Origin of the sequence: Streptomyces erythrochromogenes (assembly GCF_040684695.1) — a bacterium.
Classification (GTDB): domain Bacteria; phylum Actinomycetota; class Actinomycetes; order Streptomycetales; family Streptomycetaceae; genus Streptomyces; species Streptomyces erythrochromogenes_C.
Genome location: NZ_JBFBGM010000002.1, coordinates 151,564 through 174,385 on the forward strand (window position 1 = coordinate 151,564; position 22,822 = coordinate 174,385).

The 22,822-nt window shown below is 67.9% G+C and carries 10 protein-coding genes and 1 tRNA gene; 5 read left to right on the forward strand and 6 right to left on the reverse strand.

Annotated features, from left to right (window positions below; all coding sequences use genetic code 11):
- Nucleotides 1-46: 46 nt before the first annotated feature.
- Nucleotides 47-1,828: a DUF6119 family protein gene (locus AB0O53_RS04720; protein WP_365193244.1), complete on the reverse strand. Its 1,782-nt coding sequence runs from the start codon at nt 1,826-1,828 to the stop codon at nt 47-49.
- Between the two features lie 714 nt (nt 1,829-2,542).
- Between AB0O53_RS04720 and AB0O53_RS04725 the strand changes: the two genes are divergently transcribed.
- The 5 genes from AB0O53_RS04725 (at nt 2,543) to AB0O53_RS04745 (ending at nt 12,423) form a co-directional block, all read left to right on the forward strand.
- Nucleotides 2,543-4,303 carry an N-6 DNA methylase gene (locus tag AB0O53_RS04725; RefSeq protein WP_365193246.1) on the forward strand — a complete coding sequence of 587 codons (1,761 nt, stop codon included), beginning with the start codon at nt 2,543-2,545 and terminating at the stop codon, nt 4,301-4,303.
- Nucleotides 4,304-4,326: 23 nt separating this feature from the next.
- Complete coding sequence (locus tag AB0O53_RS04730; protein ID WP_365193248.1) at nt 4,327-6,282, forward strand: type I restriction-modification system subunit M; 1,956 nt, start codon at nt 4,327-4,329, stop codon at nt 6,280-6,282.
- Nucleotides 6,279-7,610 carry a restriction endonuclease subunit S gene (locus AB0O53_RS04735; protein WP_365193250.1) on the forward strand — a complete coding sequence of 444 codons (1,332 nt, stop codon included), beginning with the start codon at nt 6,279-6,281 and terminating at the stop codon, nt 7,608-7,610. The genes AB0O53_RS04730 and AB0O53_RS04735 overlap by 4 nt, the downstream gene beginning before the upstream one ends.
- The gene (locus AB0O53_RS04740; RefSeq protein WP_365193252.1) at nt 7,607-10,753 is read left to right on the forward strand and encodes a type I restriction endonuclease subunit R; all 3,147 of its coding nucleotides are present in this window, start codon (nt 7,607-7,609) and stop codon (nt 10,751-10,753) included. Before AB0O53_RS04735 ends, AB0O53_RS04740 begins: the two co-directional genes overlap by 4 nt.
- Nucleotides 10,754-10,821: 68 nt before the next feature.
- A complete protein-coding gene (locus tag AB0O53_RS04745; protein ID WP_365193254.1) occupies nt 10,822-12,423 on the forward strand; it encodes a serine/threonine-protein kinase in 1,602 nt (533 codons plus the stop codon).
- Between the two features lie 631 nt (nt 12,424-13,054).
- On the opposite strand, the gene AB0O53_RS04750 is transcribed toward AB0O53_RS04745, so the two are convergent.
- The 5 genes from AB0O53_RS04750 to topA all read right to left on the reverse strand — a co-directional run bounded on the left by AB0O53_RS04750 (nt 13,055) and on the right by topA (nt 22,706).
- Nucleotides 13,055-13,128 (reverse strand) — tRNA-Thr (locus tag AB0O53_RS04750).
- Between the two features lie 167 nt (nt 13,129-13,295).
- On the reverse strand, nt 13,296-14,867 hold the full coding sequence (locus AB0O53_RS04755) for an alpha/beta hydrolase (RefSeq protein ID WP_365193256.1): 1,572 nt from the start codon (nt 14,865-14,867) through the stop codon (nt 13,296-13,298).
- Nucleotides 14,868-15,049: 182 nt separating this feature from the next.
- On the reverse strand, nt 15,050-16,261 hold the full coding sequence (locus tag AB0O53_RS04760; RefSeq protein WP_365193258.1) for a DNA polymerase III subunit delta': 1,212 nt from the start codon (nt 16,259-16,261) through the stop codon (nt 15,050-15,052).
- A 94-nt stretch (nt 16,262-16,355) separates the two neighbouring features.
- Entirely contained in the window at nt 16,356-19,646 is a 3,291-nt protein-coding gene (gene tmk / locus AB0O53_RS04765; RefSeq protein WP_365193260.1) for a dTMP kinase, read from the reverse strand.
- A 222-nt stretch (nt 19,647-19,868) separates the two neighbouring features.
- Nucleotides 19,869-22,706 (reverse strand): type I DNA topoisomerase, encoded by a 2,838-nt coding sequence (topA, locus tag AB0O53_RS04770; RefSeq protein WP_350989954.1) that lies wholly within the window; start codon nt 22,704-22,706, stop codon nt 19,869-19,871.
- Nucleotides 22,707-22,822 lie beyond the last annotated feature (116 nt).

The window sequence follows — 22,822 nt, forward strand, 5'->3', positions numbered from 1 at the left end:
CGGGACCAGGGGCCGGACCCGCTTCGGGCGGCGTGGACCGTACGCTTCAGCCCGTGGTTGCGCGGGCCATCCCAGTCTCTGCCGTCCGCGAGATCGAAACGACTTCGAGGCGGGCTCCCATCCCCTCGAGCGCCGTCGCCGTATGCAGGAGGGAGATCTTGGCGAAGGCGAACAACGAGTCCGGAGTCAGTTCTGCCCCATTCTTGAGCAGGATCCCGAAGACGAGCGTCGGTGAACTGAACGACCTGTCCAGCGCGTGCCTGGGCGAGAGCTTGTCCACCTTGGAGAGGAAGTCCTTCCGGGCCTCAAGGTCGAAGCGCACCGTCTCGATCCCGGTGCGCCCCTGAGCGAAGAGGTGGTTCAACGGGGCGGTACTGGATGCTGCCTTCTTGACGCAGATGAACTGACCCTGCGGCCCGAGAGCATCAGCGATCTCCAGGCCGCCTCCCCGCAGGCGCTCTGTGTGTACGTTGTTCTTGTCGAGCAGTACATACCGATCCTGCGCGGCGACCTCCTTGTTGTACCAGTCCTCGTCATGCACGTTGTGCCTCTTGTGCCCCTGGGGAACCCCACACCTTTCGCCCGACTCGCACATCTCGACGGTCCAGGGCGGCATGGTGACGCTGGCAGGCTGGGCGAGGAGGTCGGCGACCCGCTTCTCGACAACGGTGAGGTACTCGGCTCCGATCTCGTACCACTTCCCCTGCCAGTAGAAGTAGTGCGCGACCCCGTCGGGGACTTCTGCAGTGAACCAGTGGTCGACAGGGACCTTGCCGCTGTTCGCTTCGGAGTCGTCGGTGCTGGAGAACATCTGGATTCGGCCCTCGCGCAGCGCACGCAGGCGGCCTCCCTCCGGGCGACGCTGGACAGCGGCAACGAGCTGGTCGACGTCAAGCTCGGCGTGCTGCCCGGCATGACCGGCGAGCGTCACCTTGAAGGACTCGGCGAACTCGAAGTGTTCCCTGCACACGCTGGGCACAGCAAGCGCCATGCGGCTCGTCTGCCCCTCGCCAAGCATGGCGTCGAGGCGCACGTCGAGCTTCTGCGCCTGCTCGCTCTTCGGGCTGAGCGGTCGGACCTGGGCGATGAACTCGAACTCGGGCAGCGGGTTGGGCCTCGCGCACACCTCTTCGATCTTCTGGAGGTCATGGAGGAGGGCGGCGGGCGAGTTGCCAAGATGTATCTTGATCGACCTGTCGTTGCCAGTAACGTGGGCCGGCCGCTTGCTCCCCGTGGTGAAGGTGAGGGGAACGTTCTCGATCTGTCCGGAGATCTGGCTGACGATCTCGCCGAACTGTTCGATGCCGAAGCCTCGGATGTGCTCACCGCTGGTGGCGGAGTTCTCGTCGGTGCGGCCACGGGCATCCATGACCTGTCGGCGGACCTTGGTGATGCGGTCCTCCTTCAGGCAGCGGACGGCGAATTCGATACCGAACCCGGGGTCGATCCGGACCGGGTCGATCATCAGGTGCCCCATGCCGTAGGTGATGCCGTACACCGAGTTCTCGGTCCGGACCAGGAAGAGGGCGAGCGAGGTCCGGTTCTCCTCCGCGACGGGGTGCCCCGTCAGGATGCTGAGCGGGTCACACCAGTCGGCCCGGCCCGGGGCGATCGTGCCGGTGACGAGCAGGCCGACGAGGCCGTCCTTGTTGACCGGGCGGCTCGTGAATCCTTCGCGGTCCAAATAGCGGGGAAGTACGAAGGCACGGAGGTCCTCACCTCGATCGGGCCCCTTGGCGCGCAGCCGGTGCAGCGAGCTCTTCCGGGTGGTCGGCGCCTTCTTCGCCGCAGGAGGGCGAGTCGCGGTGCGGGAGACTTCAAGGGTCACGGGGGTCCTCGTCTTCGATGGTTGTGGCAGGGAGACGTTCTGGTGCACATACAGCTCGCTCGGCCAGTGAAGCGGCCTGACTGCGTGCGGCAGGTGCCGACGGTTCGGTTGTGCCCTTCGAACCGTCGGCACCTGGTTCCGGCCGGTTAGTGACGGCGGGTCGTCATCTGGGGCCCGCCGTATACACGGCGGGCCGGGGCCGAGGTCAGGTGCCAGCCGTGGCACCTCGGACAGAGGTACGAGCGGATGGGGTCCCTCCCCCTGGCACGGCCGCGGGCGCGGATCCCGGCGAGCGTGAGGTCAGCCGCAATGCGGTCGACAAACCTGGTCTTGCCGCAGGAGGTCTGCCGCTTGGGGCGGCAGGGACGGGGTTCCCGCCTGCTCGTACGGACCTTGCGCTGATGGTGCACCGGGATTCCTCCGTGTTCAGGGCGGGGGACCTGCTCGATCTGTGGAACGTCGGTTCCGTTAGCGGGTGTGCCGCGTCCGGCACCAGGAGGCCAAGGGACGACTTGGGCGTGCGGGGCTGTGATGGCGTGGCGGTTGCAGGCGGCGGACCAAGGGGTCTCACCGGAAGGAACCGTAGCCACACCGGACGACAGAAAGCAAGGTTGTTGACGAAGGTCATCGATGTTCACAGACACTCGTTGACGGAGGGCCTAGGTGTACACAAGGGCTTGCCGGGGGTGAGATCTGCCCGATATGGTCACTGTCATGACCCCAGCCGAGTCCGAGGAGATGACCGCCGCCGCAATCGCCAGGCTGGCGGGTGTCGGCCGTGCCGCCGTGTCCAACTGGCGCCGTCGCTACCCCGCGTTCCCGCAGCCTGTGGGCGGTGACGAGCGCAGGCCGACGTTCTCCCGGACCGAGGTCGAGGCGTGGCTGGAAGCCACCGGCAAGGGCGATCAGCTATCGACGGCCGGCCGCACTGAAACCGGCACCCACCGCGTGGACCAGGAGGCGCCGTACCCTGTGCCTCACGGCGACCAGCTGCCGGCATCAGAAGCGGGGCTGGGAATCGCGAACCTCGACTCCGGGCAGTTGCTGGCCAGGGTGATGGCAGCGCTGCTGCCACGCACGACCGCAACGCCACGACCGATCGAAGCCGGTTTCACGGACGAACCTGCGGTACTCGACCCAGCCTGTTCCGACGCCACTTTGCTGCTGGCCGTCGCGGACCGCTTCGGGGATGCCGTCAAGCTTGTCGGCCAGGAAATCGAGGAGTCAGCCGCTTCCGCCGCCGCCCGCAATCTGCGCAACAACGCACACGGAGCACCCTACGAGATCCGCACCGGCGACTCCTTCCTGGACAATCAACTCGACGCCTACCTGGGCAAGGCGGCTGCAGTGGTCTGCGAGCCTCCCTTCGACCTCCCCCGGTGGCCGGCCGACGAACTGGCCGATGATCCGCGCTGGGAATTCGGTGTCCCTGCTCCACGTGACGGCGAACTGGCCTGGGTTCAGCATTGCTACGCCCATCTACGGCCCCGCGGCCTGGCAGTGGTCGCCGTAACGCCCCGTACTAGCCTTCAGCCCTCCGGGGAACACATCCGTGCTGAGCTGACACGTTCCGGAGCCCTGCGCGATGTGATCGCGCTGCCGAAGGGAATGGGATCAGCATCCGACAACGAGCTCTGTCTCTGGGTGCTGCAACGCCCTTACGACGCTGTCGCCACGGAGACAGTGCGCATGGTCGATCTCTCGGGACTGGGCGATCCGGCCGATGTACCGCAGGAGTTCGCCGCCTGGCAACGTCTCTTCGCTGATGCCCACCCGACGATGTTCCGCGCCGTTCCGCGCCGAGAGATCCTCGACGGCGACGCCAGCCTTCTGCCCTCCCGGTACATCAATTCTCCTACCGAGGCGAGCCCCGAGGACTTCCGCCGAGTCACCGACCGGCTGCGGATCATGTACACGAGCCTCGGCCAGGGCCTTCCGCGCTTCGCCGCGCCGCCGAAGCCGACGCACCACGTGTACGTGACCTTCGGCGAGCTGGAACGTGCAGGCGCCCTGAGAATCCGTTCCCGCGAGACCACCCCGCACGCAGGCGATCTACTTCTTCGGATGCACGGCCGCCCGCCGGTTGTCGCTACCGGCAGCGCCGAGGACGAAATCAGCATCGCTCAGGTAGTCGAGATCGACGACACCCGGCTGGACGCGCACTTCCTCGCCACGTTCCTGCGCATCGACGCCAACGCACTGCCAGTGTCCAACACCCTCGGCGTACTCAGCCGAGAGGACTTGCGCCGCTGCCGCGTTCCTCGTATGCCCCTCTGCGACCAACGCCGTTACGGAGACGCGTTCCGCCACCTCCAGCAGCTCGAAGACGTACTCACCACGCTCGCGAAGACGAGCACACACGTCATTGAGCAGACCGTCCATGGACTGACCACCGGTGTTCTGGCACCGGAGTTCACCACCTCGCAGCACACTGATGAAGCCAAGCCGGCTGACGACGAGACGAGAGTTCTGTGACCTCAGCACCCACGCACACCAAGATGGCGAACGACGTCTGGTCAGTCGCCGACTTGCTGCGCGGCGATTACAAGCGCCATGAGTACGGGCAGGTAATCCTGCCCTTCACGTTGCTGCGTCGCCTCGACGCGGTGATGGCGCCAACCCGCGACGCGGTACGAGCCCGCGACGCGTCGCTGGAGGTCCAGAACAAGGACCGGCTGCTTGAGCTCGCGGCCAAGCTGCCCTTCTACAACACCTCCGATCAAGACTTCGCCTCGATCGCCTCGGACGCCCCGAACGTCGCGAAGAACCTCCGTGACTACATCAACGGCTTCTCCCCAAACGTTCGGAAGATCCTGTCCCGCTTTGACTTGGACAACGAAATCACCAGGCTCGCGGGCGCGAAGATCCTTTACAAGGTCGTCGGCAAGTTCAACACGATGCGCGACCTCGACAAGCTCTCCAACCACGACATGGGCTACGTCTTCGAGCACTTGATCCGCAAGTTCGCCGAAGACTCCAACGAGACCGCCGGTGAGCATTTCACTCCGCGCGAAGTCATCAAGCTGATGGTCAACCTACTCATCGCCCCGGACGCCGAGACCATCGCCGGCGAGGGGCAGGTCATCAACATCCTCGACCCGGCATGCGGCACCGGCGGCATGCTCACCGCGGCCGAGGACCACATCAAGTCGATCAACCCAAAGACCAAGGTCTACCTCTTCGGGCAGGAACTCAACGCGGAGTCCTGGGCCATCTGCCAGGCAGACATGCTCATGCGCAACCAGCCCGGCCGCATCTACTTCGGGAACTCCTTCAGCGACGACGGCTACCCGGACCAGAAGTTCGACTACATGCTGGCCAACCCGCCGTTCGGTGTGGAGTGGAAGAAGGTCAAGGACGAGGTCGAGGCCGAGACCGAGATCGGCCACGCGGGTCGCTTCGGTGCGGGTACACCGCGCATCAACGACGGATCATTCCTCTTTCTCCAACACTTGCTCTCGAAGATGGAACCTGTCGAAGGCAAGGGGACCCGCCTGGGCATTGTCTTCAACGGCTCGCCGCTCTTCACGGGAGCGGCCGAGTCCGGCGAATCGAAGATCCGCCAGTGGATCCTGGAGAACGACTGGTTGGAAGGCGTAGTCGCCCTACCTGACCAGCTCTTCTACAATACTGGTATCTCCACGTATTTCTGGATCCTCTCCAACCGCAAGCCCGAGAAGCTGCGCAGCAAGGTGGCTCTGGTCGATGCCCGTGACCAGTGGGAGAAGATGCGTAAGTCCTTCGGCGAAAAGCGCAAGCAGATCAACGACGAGCAGATCAAGCACATCACCGAGATGTACGTCGACGCACTCAAGGGCGAGGGGGACGAGAACCACCCGGACCATGCCAAGGTCAAGGTCTTCGAGACCCGTGACTTCGGCTACCACCGCATCACCGTCGAACGCCCCCTGAAGCTACGCTTTGAGATCACCGAGGACACCCTGTCGGCACTGGAGAACGCGAAGGCCCTGGCCAAGTGGGAAGGCCGCGAAGCGATGGTAGCGGCGCTGCGCGGACTGGTCGGCTCGGCATGGTGGACTAAGCGGGAAGCGCGGGACGCCCTTCACGCGGCCATCGCAGCAGACGGTGCACAGTGGCCAGGCACCGCGGCGCTACTCAAGGGGCTCTGGGGTGCGGTCTCCGTCTCGGATTCCAAGGGTGAGGTCCAGAAGGTCAAGAAGGCCGGCATCGAAACGGTCCTCCCGGATCCGGACCTGCGCGACTACGAGAACATCCCGCTCGGCGAGGACATCGAGACCTACTTCGCCAGTAAAGTCACTCCGCACGTTCCGGACGCCTGGATCGACCACGACAAAACGAAGGTCGGCTATGAGATCCCCTTCACCCGGCACTTCTACGTGTACACCCCGCCACGGCCGCTAGCCGAGATCGACGCAGAACTGCGCGAACTTGAGGCACAGATCCAGAAGCTGCTGGGTGAGGTGACCGCATGAGTTCAGGTTTCAACATCACGATCCCGGATTCGTGGTCCTGGTCGCCACTCAAGTACATCTCAACATTTCTCAATCGAGGCACGGCACCCGACTACGTTGAAAATGGGCCGGTCCGAGTAATCAGCCAAGGAGCAAACCAAGCCACCGGTCTCGACTGGGAGCGTACGCGCTTCCACAACTACAGTGGTGACCCGAGAAAAATCAAAGGCTACTTGCTGCCTCGCGACGTCCTGATCAATTCAACAGGGACCGGAACCCTGGGGCGCGTCGGCTACTTCACAGCCGGACCAGACAACCGCCCCTGCATTGCCGACGGACACGTGACGGTCACTCGTGCGGATTCACAAATCGTAGACCCTCGATATATGTACTATTGGTTCATTTCCACGCCATTCCAGGACTACGTTTACTCAGTTCTGATTTCAGGCGCGACCAATCAGATCGAACTGAACCGAGAGCGTCTCTCCGCATCACCGATCCCTCTCCCTCCCCTAGCGGAGCAGCGTCGCATTGCAGACTTCCTTGACGCCGAGACTGCACGGATCGACTATTTGAAGGCTATTCAAGAAGCCGCAAAGCGGGCACTTCTTGAGCGGCGAGCGGCGGGGCTCTTTAGTGCGGTAACTGGATCGGAAATTAGAGAGCGTATCCCGTCGACCCTGGCTTGGGTCGAGACCCTTCCTTCTGCCTGGGAAGCAGTGAAGCTAGGCCACGTGGCTCGCATGGGAAGTGGACATACGCCGAGCAGAAACAAGCCGGAATGGTGGATGGATTGCACAATTCCATGGGTCACGACGGGCGAAGTAAGTCAGATGCGTTCTGACCGCCTCGAAGTCCTCACGGAGACTCGCGAAAAGATCAGCGAGATGGGACTCTTGAACAGTTCCGCCGAAATTCACCCAAGCGGTACGGTAGTCCTCTGCCGCACAGCGGCGTCAGCTGGATATTCGGCAGTCATGGGGCGAGACATGGCAACGAGTCAGGATCTCGCGACCTGGACATGCGGACCTAAACTCGACCCATTCTTCTTGCTGTGGTGTCTCCGAGCGATGCGCACTGATCTGTTGAATAGGCTTGCAATGGGCTCGACGCACAAAACTATTTACATGCCAGATCTGCAAGGGTTGCGGATCCCATTGCCAGACATTCGGGAGCAGCGAAACATCGTCGAAGTTATTCGGTCGAGCAACCTGGCAATCGATTCTGCTGCCGATGCTATTGACGGCCAGCTTGCCCTACTCGCGGAACGCCGCCAAACTCTCATCACTTCTGCTGTCACTGGCCAGTTCGACATCACGACCGCAACCCCGTCCGGGGGAATCGCATGAACCACGGAGCCCACTCCGAAAACGCCTTTGAGGTCAACATCGAGGCCGAGCTGCTCACACGCGGATGGTCCCGCGCCCAAGGCACGTTCAACGTCGAGCTCGGCATCGACACCGGAGAGATGTACCGCTTCATCGGCGCGACGCAAACGAAAGCCTGGGAACGGCTCATCGGTTTCTACGGTGGCGACCAGAACACCGCCCAGCGTCAGTTCGCGGAGCGCGTCGCCGCCGAAGTCGACGCGCGGGGCGTATTGGACGTCCTGCGCCAGGGTGTACGCGACCGGGGCGTGCAGATCGACCTAGTGTACTTCCGCCCCGGCCACACCCTGGCCGTGGACGCACTCGCCGAGTACAACGCGAACATGCTGACCGTCGCCCGCCAGCTGCACTACAGCACCCGCCACCCTCGCTGCTCCCTCGACATGGCGCTCTTCGTCAACGGCCTACCGGTGGCCACCGCCGAGTTGAAGAACCCTAGTACGCAGCAAAACGCCGACCACGCAGTCGCGCAGTACCGTCGCGACCGCGACCCGAACGACGTGTTCTTCGCCAAACGCGCCCTGGTCCACTTCGCCGTGGACCCCGACCGAGCCTTCATCACCACGCGGCTGCGCGGTGCCGATACACAGTTCCTGCCGTTCAATCTCGGCTCCAACGGCCCCGGTGTGTCCGGCGGGGCCGGAAACCCGGCCAGCGCCCCCGGCTCGTACAGCGTCGCCTATCTATGGGAGCAGATCTGGCAGCGCGACAACTGGCTGGAGATCTTGCACCGCTTCATCCACGTCCAGGCCCCTGACAAGAAGGGCGCGAAGGTGAACCCGCACACCTCGCCCCGTATCTTCCCGCGCTACCACCAGTGGGACGCCGTACAGAAGATGGTCACTCACGCACGGGAGCACGGGGCCGGGCACAACTACCTGATCCAGCACTCGGCCGGCTCCGGCAAGTCGAACACGATCGCGTGGCTGGCGCACCGCCTTTCCACCCTATTCGACGCCGCCAATCAGCCGGTCTTCAACAAGATCATCGTGATCACCGACCGGGTTGTCCTCGACCGGCAACTCCAGAAGACCATTTTCCAGTTTGACCACACCCCCGGTGTGGTCAAGAAGATCGACGAGGACTCGACTCAACTCGCCAGCTCCCTGGAAGACTCCACATCGAAGATTGTCATCAGCACGCTGCAGATGTACCCATTCGTACTGAAGAAGATCGCCGACATGGGCCTGTCCGGCAAGCGCTACGCGGTCATCATCGACGAGGCTCACTCCTCGCAGGGCAGCGAATCGGCGATTAAGATCAAGCAAGCGCTCGGTTCGAATGTTCCCCCTCGCGAGGAGAACGAAGACCCCGTGGAGTACATGACACGGGTGCGCGGCAAGCAGCCAAACCTGTCCTACTTCGCCTTCACCGCCACCCCGAAGTCGCCCACCCTTAAGCTTTTCGGCACCTTCGACCCGGACCGGGTGAATCAGCGCACCGGGGAGCAGGGCATGTACGTGCCGTTCCACATCTACTCGATGCGACAGGCGATCGATGAGGGCTACATCCTCGACGTGCTCGCCAACTACATCACGTACAACACAAAGTGGCGCCTGCGTAACGCCGCCGTCGAGCAGGCCGAGTCGGCCATCTCGAATCCTGATGTCGATGAGAGGAAAGCCACGGTCAAACTCGTCCGCTACGCAGAGCAGCACCCCAAGTCCCTGGAACAGAAGGCGCGACTGATCGTCGACGATTTCCGGGAGAACATCACCGGGCGGCTCGGTGGCCGGGCCAAGGCCATGGTGGTCACCAGCAGCCGTCAGCATGCACTCGACCTCTACCAGGCGATCCGCGCATACGTTACTCTGCGCGGGTACAACGACTGCGGCGCCCTCGTCGCGTTCTCCGGTCAGCTCAAAGACGACGCCGGCCTTGAGTTCACGGAGGCCCAACTCAACGGTTTCCCCGAGGGGCAGTTGCCGGACAGGTTCGGATACACCAAGGCGGACGATCCGCAGGCCGTCGCGCGCGCCCAGGAGGAGTACCGGCTTCTGGTCGTCGCGGAGAAGTACCAGACCGGCTTCGACCAGCCGCTGTTGTGCGCGATGTACGTCGACAAACCGCTGACCGGTGTCGCGGCCGTGCAGACGCTATCCCGGCTCAACCGCATCCACCCGCTCAAGTCGCAGGATGACGTGCATATCCTCGACTTCGTCAACGAGGCTGCCGACATCCAGGCCGCCTTTGAGGACTGGTTCGAGACGACCATCACCGAGCCGAGCGACCCGAACCTTCTCTACACCAAGCAGCACGAGGTGATGGGGTACGGCCTCCTCGCTGCATCGGAGATGGAAGCCTTCATCCGCGTATTGTCCGCGGCTGGCCCCGGCCGAATGCCGGACGCCGCCGAGCGCAAGCTCCACGCTGAACTCCACGAGTACCTCAAACCCGCCTTGGACCGCTTCAATGCCCTGGAAACGGACGACGAACGCGAAGGCTTCCGGGGGGCGCTGCAGGACTACGTACGCGCCTATAGCCTCATCGCCCAGATCGTCGACTGGGGCGACCGAGATCTGGAACGCTTGTACCAGTACGGCAGGATCCTGCTGATCCGACTGCCGGGACGCCCGTCCACATCAGTCGACATAGGTGACGCCGACCTGAGCCACTTCCGCCTAGAGTTCACCGGACGGCACAACGTGTCACTCTCCACCGTTGGCGACCGCGACGTCCGAGGGCACGCCTCCGACGGCGGAGGCTATCGGGAACCGGAGGTGAAGCCCCTCTCCGAGATCATCGAGGAGCTCAACGAACGTTTCGGCCTCGACCTGAGCACCTCTGACCAGATTCTGGTCTATCAGCAGGTCGTCGGCCTGGTCGAGGACACATCGATGCAGCAGATCGCGCTCATGAACGACGAGGCCCGCTTCGGGCAGGTCGCCGACGACCGCCTCGACGACATCGTTGCGGAGAACGCCGAACGCAACACCGACTTCATGAAGTTGTACTTCGACAACAACGAGTTTCAGAAGGCGATCAAGGAGGCGGCTCGCAAGCGTGCCTACCGGATCATCACCGAACCAGCGCGGGACGAAGCCCTCGCGAAACTTCGCAGTGAGATGCGTCGTGAAACCGGAGGCCAGGCGATCGAGCAGTAATCGCTGTAACGGACAGGCAGCGGGGCAGGCTGAGCCGTATGCTCCGAGCTCTCTGACAGGAGTGGGGCATGACGGACGGTACAGAGCATCCAGCCGAAAGACCTCTGCTCGCAGGACGCTACCGCGTGGACGGTTCGATCGGCCGCGGTGGCATGAGCGAGGTCTTCCACGGCTATGACGAACGGCTGGACCGACGCGTCGCCATCAAGGTGCTTCGCCCGTCGCCGGCGGCTGCGATCCCGGCTTCACCGGACAGTCCAGAAGCAGCGGAGATCCTTGACGGTCTGGAACGCGACCGTAAGCGGTTCCTACGCGAGATCCGTACTACGGCGCAACTGGAGCATCCCGGGATTCCTGCGGTCTACGACACGGGAGTTGAAACCGCCCCCGATGGCAGCGCGCAGCTGTGGCTCGTCATGCAGTTGTTGCGCGGCTCGACGGTGGAAGCGGTGCTCGACCGCACGGATTACGACACCGCAGCGCCGAACGTGGCATGGGCAGCGTCAATCGCGGCCCAGATCGCAGCAGTACTAGCCGATGTGCACCGAGTGGACATCGTTCACAGAGATATCAAGCCCTCCAACGTGATCCTCGTTAACGGGGGCTTGGTCAAGGTCCTAGACTTCGGCATTGCCATCCTGCGCGGCGTCGGCGCGCTGCCACGCCTGACTCAGATCGACAAGACCGTCGGGACCCCGCCCTATATGTCGCCTGAGCAGTGTCTCGGCAAGGCGGTGACCTTCGCCTCGGACATCTACTCGCTCGGCTGCTTGCTCTACGAGCTGCTCACCGGCGACGTGCCCTTTCACGGGACCGACAGCATGCCGCTGCGGGCCCATCACCTGCAGACACCCGCCCCCTTCGTCCAGAGCCGACGGGCCGACATACCAGGTGCTCTTAGCGCGCTCCTGTCGTCAATGCTCGCGAAGGAACCAAGGGAGAGGCCCTCCGCGGAGGCGGTCTACGAGGCTCTGCTGCCCCTGGCATCGACTCCAAGCGATTCCACTGCAGGCGGCGACGAGAACCGGGACCCGACACGTCCATTCCGTCGCCCCCTGCTTGCCCCGGCCAGGCAGCGGGAGCAGCCCACGAGCCGAGGAAAGCTCACCGACGCCGAGGCCGAGGAGCTGCAGGCGAACGTAAGGGTGCTGCTGGACAACGATCATCCCTCCGAGGCCATCCGGCTGCTCGAAGACGGCGTCGCCCGCGCCGCCCACGATCCGTTTCTGGACCTGCGCCTGCGTCACTTCCTCGCCGCCGCACTTTTCTACGCCGGCGAGTACACCCGTGCCGCCACGCTTTTCGAGGTCGTCGGTCGTGCCTACCGCAAGCATCTGGCCTCGACCGACTCGTACGTCCTTGACTGCGCCTACCACGCAGGCCACGCGTATGCGGAGGTCGACAAACCGGATAAGTCACTGCCCCAACTACGCTTCTACGTGCAGAATGCCGACGCCTCAGCGAGCCGCGATACCGCAGACCAAATCCGCGAGTCGCGCTTCGTCATCGCCCAGATGCTCGCTGCCTCGGAACACCTAGACGAAGCCCTTGCGGAACTCGAAGCCATTCGCCCACTTCTGACCGCCGCCTTCGGCAGCGACTCGACCCAGGTACGTAACCTGGACAAACAGATCCGCCGGCTGTCAGAACACATGCGAAGGGAACACTAAACCGCCCCAAACAGTGAGCCGTTTCCAAGCTGGCCTGGCGGGCCGAGAGTTGGACAGCCCTGCATACGGACGCAACGCCTGGTAGACGGGCTCTCAATCGAGATCACCAGTGTCCACCTACAGCAGGACTGAACGTGAGGCTGCGGGAGATCGGGACGCAGTGACGACACTTTGCCGCCGCACGTCGGACATGGTCGCTCTGGTTCATCTACGGTGCGGTGACACCTACGCTCAGCTCGACGCCCGGTATCGGAAGCGTCTCTCGCTGCATATCCGCCTCCGGGGCAGGCCAGCTCTTGAGGCTTTTGAGAACTGGCCAGTCTCGACGCCGCCGATTCCCCAGCGGAGGAGGGGCGCACTTCACGATCATTAGAACGGCAGCGGTAGACCTAGGCGGAGCGCCAAGCGCGCCTGTCCTCCAGTTGTCCACCGCGACCCACTGCACGACCCGACCAACTGTCCTAGACAGAGAAACAGCAGGTCAGAGGCCACTTCGTCCGCAGGGTCGAGAAAGCGTCACCTGCGACCTACGCATTGAAATGCGTAGGTCGCAGGTGACCGATTAGCCCGGTTTTCAAGACTCACGAATACAATAAACCCCAGGTCAGAAGCCTGACCTGGGGTTTCTCTGAGCCGCCTTCGGGATTCGAACCCGAGACCTACGCATTACGAGTGCGTTGCTCTGGCCAACTGAGCTAAGGCGGCACCGCTGGTCAGACAAGTATTCCCTCGAAGAGGTGCTCTCATCAGCAGCGGCGCCAAGTCTACAGGGTCCCGGCGGGTGCCCCGAACCACGTTTCGCGAGGGCGAGGCGCAGGCCCCGGGCCTCCGCCGTCAGCGGGCCGGGCGCCGGTCCCTCGGGGCCCGGCGGGTCAGCACTTCTTGCCGTCCGCCGGGGGCTTGCCCTCCAGCAGGTAGCGGTTGATCGCGGTGTCGATGCAGTCGCTGCCGCGCCCGTAGGCCGTGTGGCCGTCGCCGTCGTAGGTGAGCAGGGTGCCCGACTCGAGCTGGCCGGCCAGGGACTGCGCCCACTTGTACGGGGTCGCCGGGTCGCGGACGGTGCCCACCACCACGATCGGCGCGGCGCCCTTGGCGGTCAGCGGACCCGCCTTGCCCGTGGGCTTCACCGGCCAGTACGCGCAGTTCAACGAGGCCCAGGCCAGGCCCGCGCCGAAGACCGGGGAGGCCTTCTGGAAGGAGGGGAGGGCCCGGTCGACCGCGTCCGGGCCGTCGAAGGCCGCCGGCTGGTCGAGGCAGTTCACGGCGGCGTTCGCGAACATCAGGTTGGCGTACTTCCCGTCCGCCCCGCGCTCGTAGTAGCTGTCGGCCAGGCCCAGCAGGCCCGCCCCGTCGCCGTTCATCGCCGAGGTCAGCGCCTCGCGCAGCTGGGGCCAGGCGTTCTCGTCGTAGAGCGCCGCGATCACCCCGGTGGTGGCGAGGGCCTCGCCGAGCGGACGCTTGTCGTCGCCGCTGGGCACGGGCTGCGCGTCGAGCTTGCGGAAGAAGTCCTTCAGGCGGGCGCCCACCTCTTCGGGGCTGCCGTTGCCCAGCGGGCAGTCGGGCTGCTTCGCGCAGTCCTTGGCGAAGGAGGTGAAGGCCGTCTCGAAGCCCTCGGTCTGGTCCCGGTTGAGGTCGAGCGCCTCGCGCTTGGGGTCCATGGCGCCGTCCAGGACCAGCCGGCCGACCCGGTCCGGGAAGAGGTTCGCGTACGTCGCGCCCAGGAGGGTGCCGTAGGAGGCTCCGACGTAGTTCAGCTTCTCGTCGCCGACCACGGCACGCAGCAGGTCCATGTCGCGGGCGGCCTCGACCGTGGAGACGTGCGGCAGGACCCGCTTGGAGCGGGCCTCGCAGCCGGCGGCGAACTTCTTGAACGCGGCCACCAGCTCGGCCCGCTCGGCCGCGTCGTCCGGCGTCTGGTCCACCTGCGTGTACGTGTCCATCTCCGGGCCGGTCAGGCACTCGACGGGACTGCTGCGCTGCACGCCGCGCGGGTCGAAGGAGACCATGTCGTAGCGGGCGCGCACCGGGGCGGGATAGCCGATCCCCGCGTACGCCTGGAGGTAGCCGATGCCGGAGCCGCCGGGGCCGCCCGGGTTGACCACGAGCGAGCCGAGCCGCTTGCCGGGGCCGGTCGCCACCCGGCGGGCCACCGCGATGTCGACGTCCTCGCCCGCACCGGGGTTCGCGTAGTCCAGCGGGGCCTTCATCGTGGAGCACTGGAATCCGGGCACACCGCAGTCGCGCCAGGTCAGCTTCTGCGCGTAGTACGGGCGCATCGCCGCGGCGTCGGGGGACGGCGGCACCGAGGCCGTGCCACCGGCCTCCCCTCTCGCGGACGCGGCGGTCCGGAGTGCCTCCGCCCCGCCCGAGGTGCACCCGGAGAGCAGCAGCCCGGCCGCTGCGATCACGGTCCCGGTGGTACGCAGCGCGCGACTGGTGTCCATCCTCGGAGCCTACGTCCTGCCGGCGGGCGCGGGCGGGCCCTCTGCTCCGGACGGACCCGGGCCGTGCGCGGCACCTGCCGGGCGGCGCCCGGACGGGGGCCGGTCCGGGCCCGGCGGCCGGTTCGCCCTTACGGGTGAGCCCGTCAAGCCGGTGTGGACCCGACGGGGCGCGGGCGGCGGGATCAGCCCGCGCGCAGCGACATCGTCATCGCCTCCACCGCGAGGAGCGGCGCGACGTTGCGGTCGAGGGCGTCCCGGCAGGCGATGATCGCCTCGATCCGGCGCAGGGTCCGCTCCGGCCCGGAGGCCTTCGCGATGCGCTCCAGGTCGTGCCGTATGTCCTCGTTGGCGATGGCGAGGGCCGAGCCGAGCTGGAGGGCCAGGACGTCGCGGTAGAAGCCGGTCAGGTCGGTGAGGGCCAGGTCGAGGCTGTCGCGCTGGGTCCGGGTCCGGCGCCGCTTCTGCTTGTCCTCCAGCTCCTTCATGACGCCCGCGGTGCCGCGCGGCATCCGCCCGCCCGTCCCGGCGGCGGCGCCCAGGGCGGCACGGAGGTCCTCGGTCTCCTTGGTGTCGACCTCCTCCGCCATCTGCTTGGCGTCCTCGGCGGCGGCGTCCACCAGCTCCTGGGCGGCCTTGAGGCAGGCGCCTACGTCGTCCACCCGGAGCGGGAGCTTCAGGACCGTCGCCCTGCGCTCCCGGGCTCCCTCGTCGGTGGCCAGCCGGCGGGCGCGGTCGACGTGCCCCTGCGTGGCCCGGGCGGCGGCCAGGGCGGCCGTCGGCTCGACGCCGTCCCGCCGCACCAGCATGTCGGCGACGGCCGCGACCGACGGCGTGCTGAGGCTGAGGTGGCGGCAGCGGGAGCGGATGGTGGGCAGCACGTCCTCCAGGGAGGGCGCGCACAGCAGCCACACCGTGCGGGGTGCGGGCTCCTCCACGGCCTTGAGGACCGCGTTGGCGGACTTCTCGTTCAGCCGCTCGGCGTCCTCGACCAGGATGATCTGCCAGCGGCCCGTCGCGGGCGACGTGTAGGACTTGCGGACGGTGTCGCGCATGTCGTCGACGAGGATCTGGCTGCCGACCGCGGCGATGCTGGAGACGTCCGCGTGGGTGCCGACCATCGTGGTGTGGCAGCCGTCGCAGAACCCGCAGCCCGGCTCACCGCCGAGCGCGCGGTCCGGGCTGGTGCACTGCAGGGCCGCCGCGAAGGCCCGCGCGGCGGTGACGCGCCCGGATCCCGGGGGTCCCGTGAAGAGCCAGGCGTGGGTCATCTTCGACGCGGCGGGCGGCGCGGTCCCGTCCGTGGCGGCCGTGACCTGCGCATCGGCATCGCGAGCGGCGGCGGCCAGCTGCGTCTGGATCCGCTCCTGGCCCACCAGGTCGTCCCATACGGGCATCCCGCCCACCACCTCTCACTCTCCGTGCACCCATTGTGTCGGGCGCCACCGACAATCCCGGACCGACCGTCCCCTACGGCCATGGCCGCCGCCGTCAGCGGCGGCGGCGGGCTCCGCCTTCGTCCTCGTCGTCCTCGTCGTCGCGGTGGCGGCCCAGCAGCTCGTCCGCCAGCGTCGGCAGGTCGTCGAGCGGGGTCTCCTCCGCCCAGTCCGGGCGGGGACGGCGCGGTCGGCCCTCGTCGTCGACGACCGGCAGCTCCCGCGTCCGGTCGTTGCCGGAGTCCCGGAAGATCCCCGACGGCACCCGGTCGGCCGGGTCCTCCTCGGGGCGCCGGGCCGTCGGCCGGGTGGCCGACCGGGCCTGGCCACCGCTGCCGGAGCCGGTACCGCTGCCGGAGCCCGCGCCGGAGCCCTGCGGGGCGTCCGGGCGTACCGGCGGCAGCACCGCCGTCTCGTCGACCGGGCGTACGGGCGGCAGCACCGCCGTCTCGTCGGCCGGACGGACCGGCGGCAGCACCGCCGTCTCGTCCGCGGCGGACGCAGCAGACGCCGCCGACGCCGGGTCGACCTTCGGCACGGGGACGGTCTGGGTGACGTCGTCCGGCCGGACGACCCGCTTGACCGCCGGCGTCTCGATCGTCACCGCGTCGTCGGGGTGCGGCTCCTTCGTCATGTCGATCCTGGGCGCCGCGGCGGCGGGACCGGACGCCTGGGCCGACGCCGTGGCGGCCGCGGTCTCCGCCGCGGCAGCGGCAGCGGCCTGGGCCTCCGCGGCGGCAGCGGCAGCCGCCGCCTTCGCCGCGGCCTCGGCCGCCGCGGCCTCCACCAGCCGGCGCGCCTCCTCGGCCTTCAGCAGGGCCTCCTCGGCCCGCCGCTGCTTCTCCAGCCGCCGCTCCTCGGCCTCGGCCCGCAGCCGGGCCTCCTCCTCGGCCTGCTTGCGCAGCCGCTCGGCCTCCGCCGCCCGTGCCTTCTCCTCGGCCTCCGCGCGCAGCCGCTCGGCCTCGGCCCGCGCCCGGGCCTCCTCCTCGGCGCGCAGCCGCTCCTCCTCCGCCTTGCGGGCGGCCTCGGCCTCGGCCCTGATCCGGGCCTCCTCGGCCTCGCGGGCCTTGCGTGCTTCCTCCTCGGCCCGCAGCCGGGCCTCCTCGGCCTTGCGCGCCGCCTCTTCCTCGGCCTTGCGCCGGGCCTCCTCCTCGGCGAGGCGACGGGCCTCCGCCTGTGCGGCCACCTCCGCCTCGGAGAGCGGCAGCATCCGGTCCAGCCGGTGCCGCACGACGGTGGTCACCGAGTCCGGGTCCTGCCCGGCGTCGACCACCAGGTAGCGGCCGGGGTCGGCCGCGGCGAGGGTCAGGAAGCCGGACCGCACCCGCTGGTGGAACTCCGCCGGCTCCGACTCCAGCCGGTCCGGCGCCTCCGTGAACCGCTCCCGCGCCGCCTCGGGCGACACGTCGAGCAGCACGGTCAGGTTCGGTACGAGCCCGCTGGTCGCCCAGCGCGAGATCCGGGCGATCTCCGTCGGGGAGAGGTCGCGGCCGGCGCCCTGGTAGGCCACCGAGGAGTCGATGTAGCGGTCCGAGATGACGATCGCGCCGCGCTCCAGGGCCGGCCGGACCACCGTGTCCACGTGTTCCGCGCGGTCGGCCGCGTAGAGCAGCGCCTCGGCGCGGTTCGACAGTCCGGCCGAGGACACGTCGAGCAGGATCGAGCGGAGCCGCTTGCCGACGGGGGTGGCGCCCGGCTCGCGGGTCACGACGACCTCGTGCCCCTTGCCCCGTATCCACTCGGCCAGCGCCTGGACCTGGGTGGACTTGCCGGCTCCGTCGCCGCCCTCCAGGGCGATGAAGAATCCGGTGGCGGCCGGGGCCTGTACGGGCTCCCCGCCGCGCAGCGCGTCGCGCAGGTCGCGCCGCAGCGGTACGCCGCGGCGGTCGTCGGCCTTGGTCAGGACGACCACGGCGACGGGCAGCAGCAGCGCGCCGACGAGCATCAGGGTGAAGGCGGCCCCGCCGTGCGAGAGGACGACCTCGGCCCCGGTGAGCCGGTGCGGGCCGATCAGCGCGGCCAGGACGGGCGCGAGGACGGCGCCGACGGCCACGGCCACCCGGACGACCGCCTGGAGGTGCTCGGTGACCCGCGCCCGGCGGAACTCCTCGGTCTCCTGGTCCAGCAGGGTGTGGCCGGTGTTGGCCGCGACACCCGCCGCGGTGCCGGCGAGCAGCGAGAGGAACAGCACCGTCGCCATGTCCGGGACGAGGCCGCTCAGCAGCAGCGCGAGGCCCGCCACCGCTATGGCCAGGGCCAGCAGCCGGCGCCGGGACAGCCCCGGCAGCACCTTGCCGGCCTGGGTGGCGCGGATGCCGGCGGCGGTGCCGCCGACGAGGGCGAGGACGAACAGCGCGAAGGCGGCGGGGCCGCCGCCCAGGTCGAAGGCGTGCAGGACGGACACGGCGACGGCGCAGGACACCGCTCCGGCGACCGCGGCGCAGCTCAGGACCAGCAGCGGGACGGCGCCCGTACGGCCCTTGTCGGGCCGGTCGCCGGCCTTGGGGGCGCGCAGGCCCTCCAGCGGGGAACGCGGCCTCGGGGTCGCCCCGGTGGGCAGCACCAGCGGCAGCAGCAGCGAGACCGAAGCGGCGAAGAGGCCGGCGGCCACGTACGAGCCGAGGGCGGCCTGGTTCGCGGCGAACCAGTCCACGCCGAGGCCGAGGGCCTTGCCGACGAGGGTCGCGGCGAGCAGCGCGGCCGCCGCGACGGGGAGCGCCGCGAAGGCCGTACGCAGCGTCAGGCGCCGCAGGGCGTCCATGTGGTCCGGGAGCGGCCGTACGGTGGCCCCCTCCGGCGGCGGTTCCGGCAGCAGGGCGGGCGCCGCGCTCTCCTTGGCGAGCGTCCACAGCCGTTCGGCGGCGCCGGACACGAAGACGGTGGCCAGCAGCGCGGTGAGCGCGTGGGCCGGGATCCAGTCGAGCCACAGCGGGGCGACGACGAAGAGGGCGAGGCGGACCCCGTCGGCTCCGATCATCGTCCAGCGGCGGTCCAGCTTGCCGCCGGCGCCGAGGAGGCCGGCCAGCGGGCCGAGCAGGACCGCGCCGAAGAGCAGGGTGGCGAGGATCCGGACGCCGAAGACCGCGGCGACGGCGAGGGCCGCTCCGCGGTATCCGCCGCCGAAGGCGCCTTCGGTGGCCGCCGCCTGAAGGGCCAGCAGAACCAGCACCAGCAGGGCGAGGGCATCACCGATGCCACTCACCAGCTGGGCGCTCCACAGGCGGCGCAGCCGGGGGGTGCGCAGCAGTGCGCGCACCGCACGCTCGCGGGAATCCGCGGCTAGGGCTTCGTCGTAGGTGGGGTTCGCCGGGGCGGTCACGACCGCCGGCTGCTCGGCTCGCGTCATCCGCCCAGCCTATCCGCTGTGCTTGGCGGCTGCGGAGGCCTGTGGACAAGCCCGGGTGTGACCCCGGACCCACCTTTTCGGGGAGCGGCCCGGAGTCGTCGCGGAACTCTGCCCCGAACCCCGCGCCCGAAACGCCGGCGCGGCCGGATCCGGACGCACGGGAGCCCCGTGCCGGGGCACGGGGCTCTCGTGGTGGCTGCTCCTGGCGGCTGCTCGTGGTGACTACTCGTCCGCGGCCGGGGCCGCGGCCGCGGACGACTTCTTCGCCGCCGTCTTCTTCGCCGCGGTCTTCGTCGCGGTCGCCTTCTTGGCGGTCGTCGTCTTCTTCGCAGCCGTCTTCTTCGCGGCCGCGGTCTTCGTCGCGGTCGCCTTCTTGGCCGGGGCCTTCTTGGCGGCGGTCTTCTTCGCCGTCTTCTTGGCCGGGCCCTTCGCCCGCTTCTCCGCGAGCAGCTCGTAGCCGCGCTCCGGCGTGATCGTCTCGACGTCGTCGTCGCGCCGCAGGGTCGCGTTCGTCTCGCCGTCCGTCACGTACGGCCCGAAGCGGCCGTCCTTGACCACGACCGGCTTCTCGCTGACCGGGTCGGTGCCCAGCTCCTTCAGCGGCGGCTTGGCCGCGGCGCGGCCCCGCTGCTTGGGCTGCGCGTAGATGGCCAGCGCCTCGTCCAGTGTGATCGAGAAGAGCTGGTCCTCGGTCTCCAGGGACCGCGAGTCCGTGCCCTTCTTCAGGTACGGGCCGTAGCGGCCGTTCTGGGCCGTGATCTCCACGCCCTCGGCGTCCGCGCCGACGACGCGCGGCAGCGACATCAGCTTCAGGGCGTCGTCGAGGGTGACGGTGTCCAGGCTCATGGTCTTGAAGAGCGAGGCGGTGCGCGCCTTGACCGCGTTCTTGCCGGTCTTCGGCGTGCCCTCGGGCAGGATCTCCGTCACGTACGGGCCGTAGCGGCCGTCCTTGGCGACGATCTCGTTGCCGCTGACCGGGTCCTTGCCGAGCTGGAACTCCCCGCTCGGCTTCGCAAACAGCTCCTCCGCGTAGGCGACCGTCAGCTCGTCCGGGGCCATGTCGTCGGGGATGTCGGCGCGCTGGTGGCCCTCGGAGTCCTTCTCGCCCCGCTCCACGTACGGGCCGTAGCGGCCGACGCGCAGCACGATGCCCTCGCCGACCGGGAAGGAGGAGATCTCCCGGGCGTCGATCGCGCCGAGGTCCGTGACCAGCTCCTTCAGCCCGCCGAGGTGGTCGCCGTCGGCCGGCACGACCTCGGTGGCGTCCTCGGAGCCGAAGTAGAAGCGCTTCAGCCACGGCACGGACTGGGCCTCACCGCGCGCGATGCGGTCGAGGTCGTCCTCCATCTTGGCGGTGAAGTCGTAGTCGACGAGCCGCCCGAAGTGCTTCTCCAGCAGGTTCACCACGGCGAACGAGAGGAAGGAGGGGACGAGCGCGGTGCCCTTCTTGAAGACGTAGCCGCGGTCGAGGATCGTGCCGATGATCGACGCGTACGTCGACGGGCGGCCGATCTCGCGCTCTTCGAGCTCCTTGACCAGCGAGGCCTCGGTGTAGCGGGCCGGCGGCTTGGTCGCGTGCCCGTCCGCCGTGATCTCCTCGGCGGCCAGCGCGTCGCCCTCGGCGACCTGCGGCAGGCGCCGCTCGCGGTCGTCGAGCTCGGCGTTCGGGTCGTCCGCGCCCTCGACGTACGCCTTCATGAAGCCGTGGAAGGTGATCGTCTTGCCGGACGCGCTGAATTCGGCGTCGCGGCCGTCCGCGGCGCGGCCGCCGATCTTCACGGTGACGCTGTTGCCGGTGGCGTCCTTCATCTGGGAGGCGACGGTGCGCTTCCAGATCAGCTCGTACAGGCGGAACTGGTCGCCGGTCAGACCCGTCTCGGCCGGAGTGCGGAAACGATCACCCGAAGGACGGATCGCCTCGTGCGCCTCCTGCGCGTTCTTGACCTTGCCCGCGTAGACGCGCGGCTTCTCCGGCAGGTAGTCGGCCCCGTAGAGCTGGGTGACCTGCGCCCGGGCGGCCGCCACCGCGGTGTCGGACAGCGTGGTGGAGTCCGTACGCATGTAGGTGATGAAGCCGTTCTCGTACAGCTTCTGCGCCACCTGCATGGTCGCCTTCGCACCGAAGCCGAGCTTGCGCGAGGCCTCCTGCTGGAGCGTCGTCGTGCGGAAGGGCGCGTACGGGGAGCGGCGGTACGGCTTGGACTCGACCGAGCGGACGGCGAAGGCGGTGTCGGCGAGGGCGGCGGCCAGGGCCCGGGCGCCTGCCTCGTCGAGGTGCAGCACCTCGCTCTTGAGCTGCCCGTTCGCGCCGAAGTCGCGGCCCTGCGCGACGCGCTTGCCGTCCACCGTGTTCAGGCGGGCGACCAGCGACGACGGGTCGGAGGGGTCCCCGGCGCGGCCGGTGGAGAAGGTGCCGGTCAGGTCCCAGTACTCGGCGGAGCGGAAGGCGATGCGCTCGCGCTCCCGCTCGACGACGAGGCGGGTGGCCACCGACTGGACGCGGCCGGCCGACAGGCGCGGCATGACCTTCTTCCACAGGACCGGCGAGACCTCGTAGCCGTAGAGGCGGTCGAGGATGCGGCGGGTCTCCTGGGCGTCGACCATGCGCTGGTTGAGCTCGCGCGGGTTGGCGACGGCGTCGCGGATCGCGTCCTTGGTGATCTCGTGGAAGACCATCCGGTGGACGGGGACCTTGGGCTTGAGGACTTCCTGCAGGTGCCACGCGATGGCTTCGCCCTCGCGGTCCTCATCGGTGGCGAGGAAGAGTTCGTCGGACTCGGCCAGCAGCTCCTTGAGCTTGCGGACCTGCGCCTTCTTGTCGGCGTTGACGACGTAGATCGGCTGGAAGTCGTGCTCGACGTCCACGCCGAGGCGGCGGACCTCACCGGTGTACTTGTCGGGAACCTCGGCCGCGCCGTTCGGGAGGTCGCGGATGTGCCCGACGCTCGCCTCGACGACGTATCCCGGGCCGAGGTAGCCCTTGATCGTCTTCGCCTTGGCAGGGGACTCGACGATGACGAGTCGGCGGCCGCCCTTTGCGGTCTCGCTAGTCGGGGACAACTTGGCTCTTCTCTCCGGTCGGCACTCGGTCGCAGTACGTGGCGACGCTGCGGAGTGTGACGGTACAACCCGCCCCCGTGTCAAACGGCACAAGCCCGCAACGGCCACTCGAACGG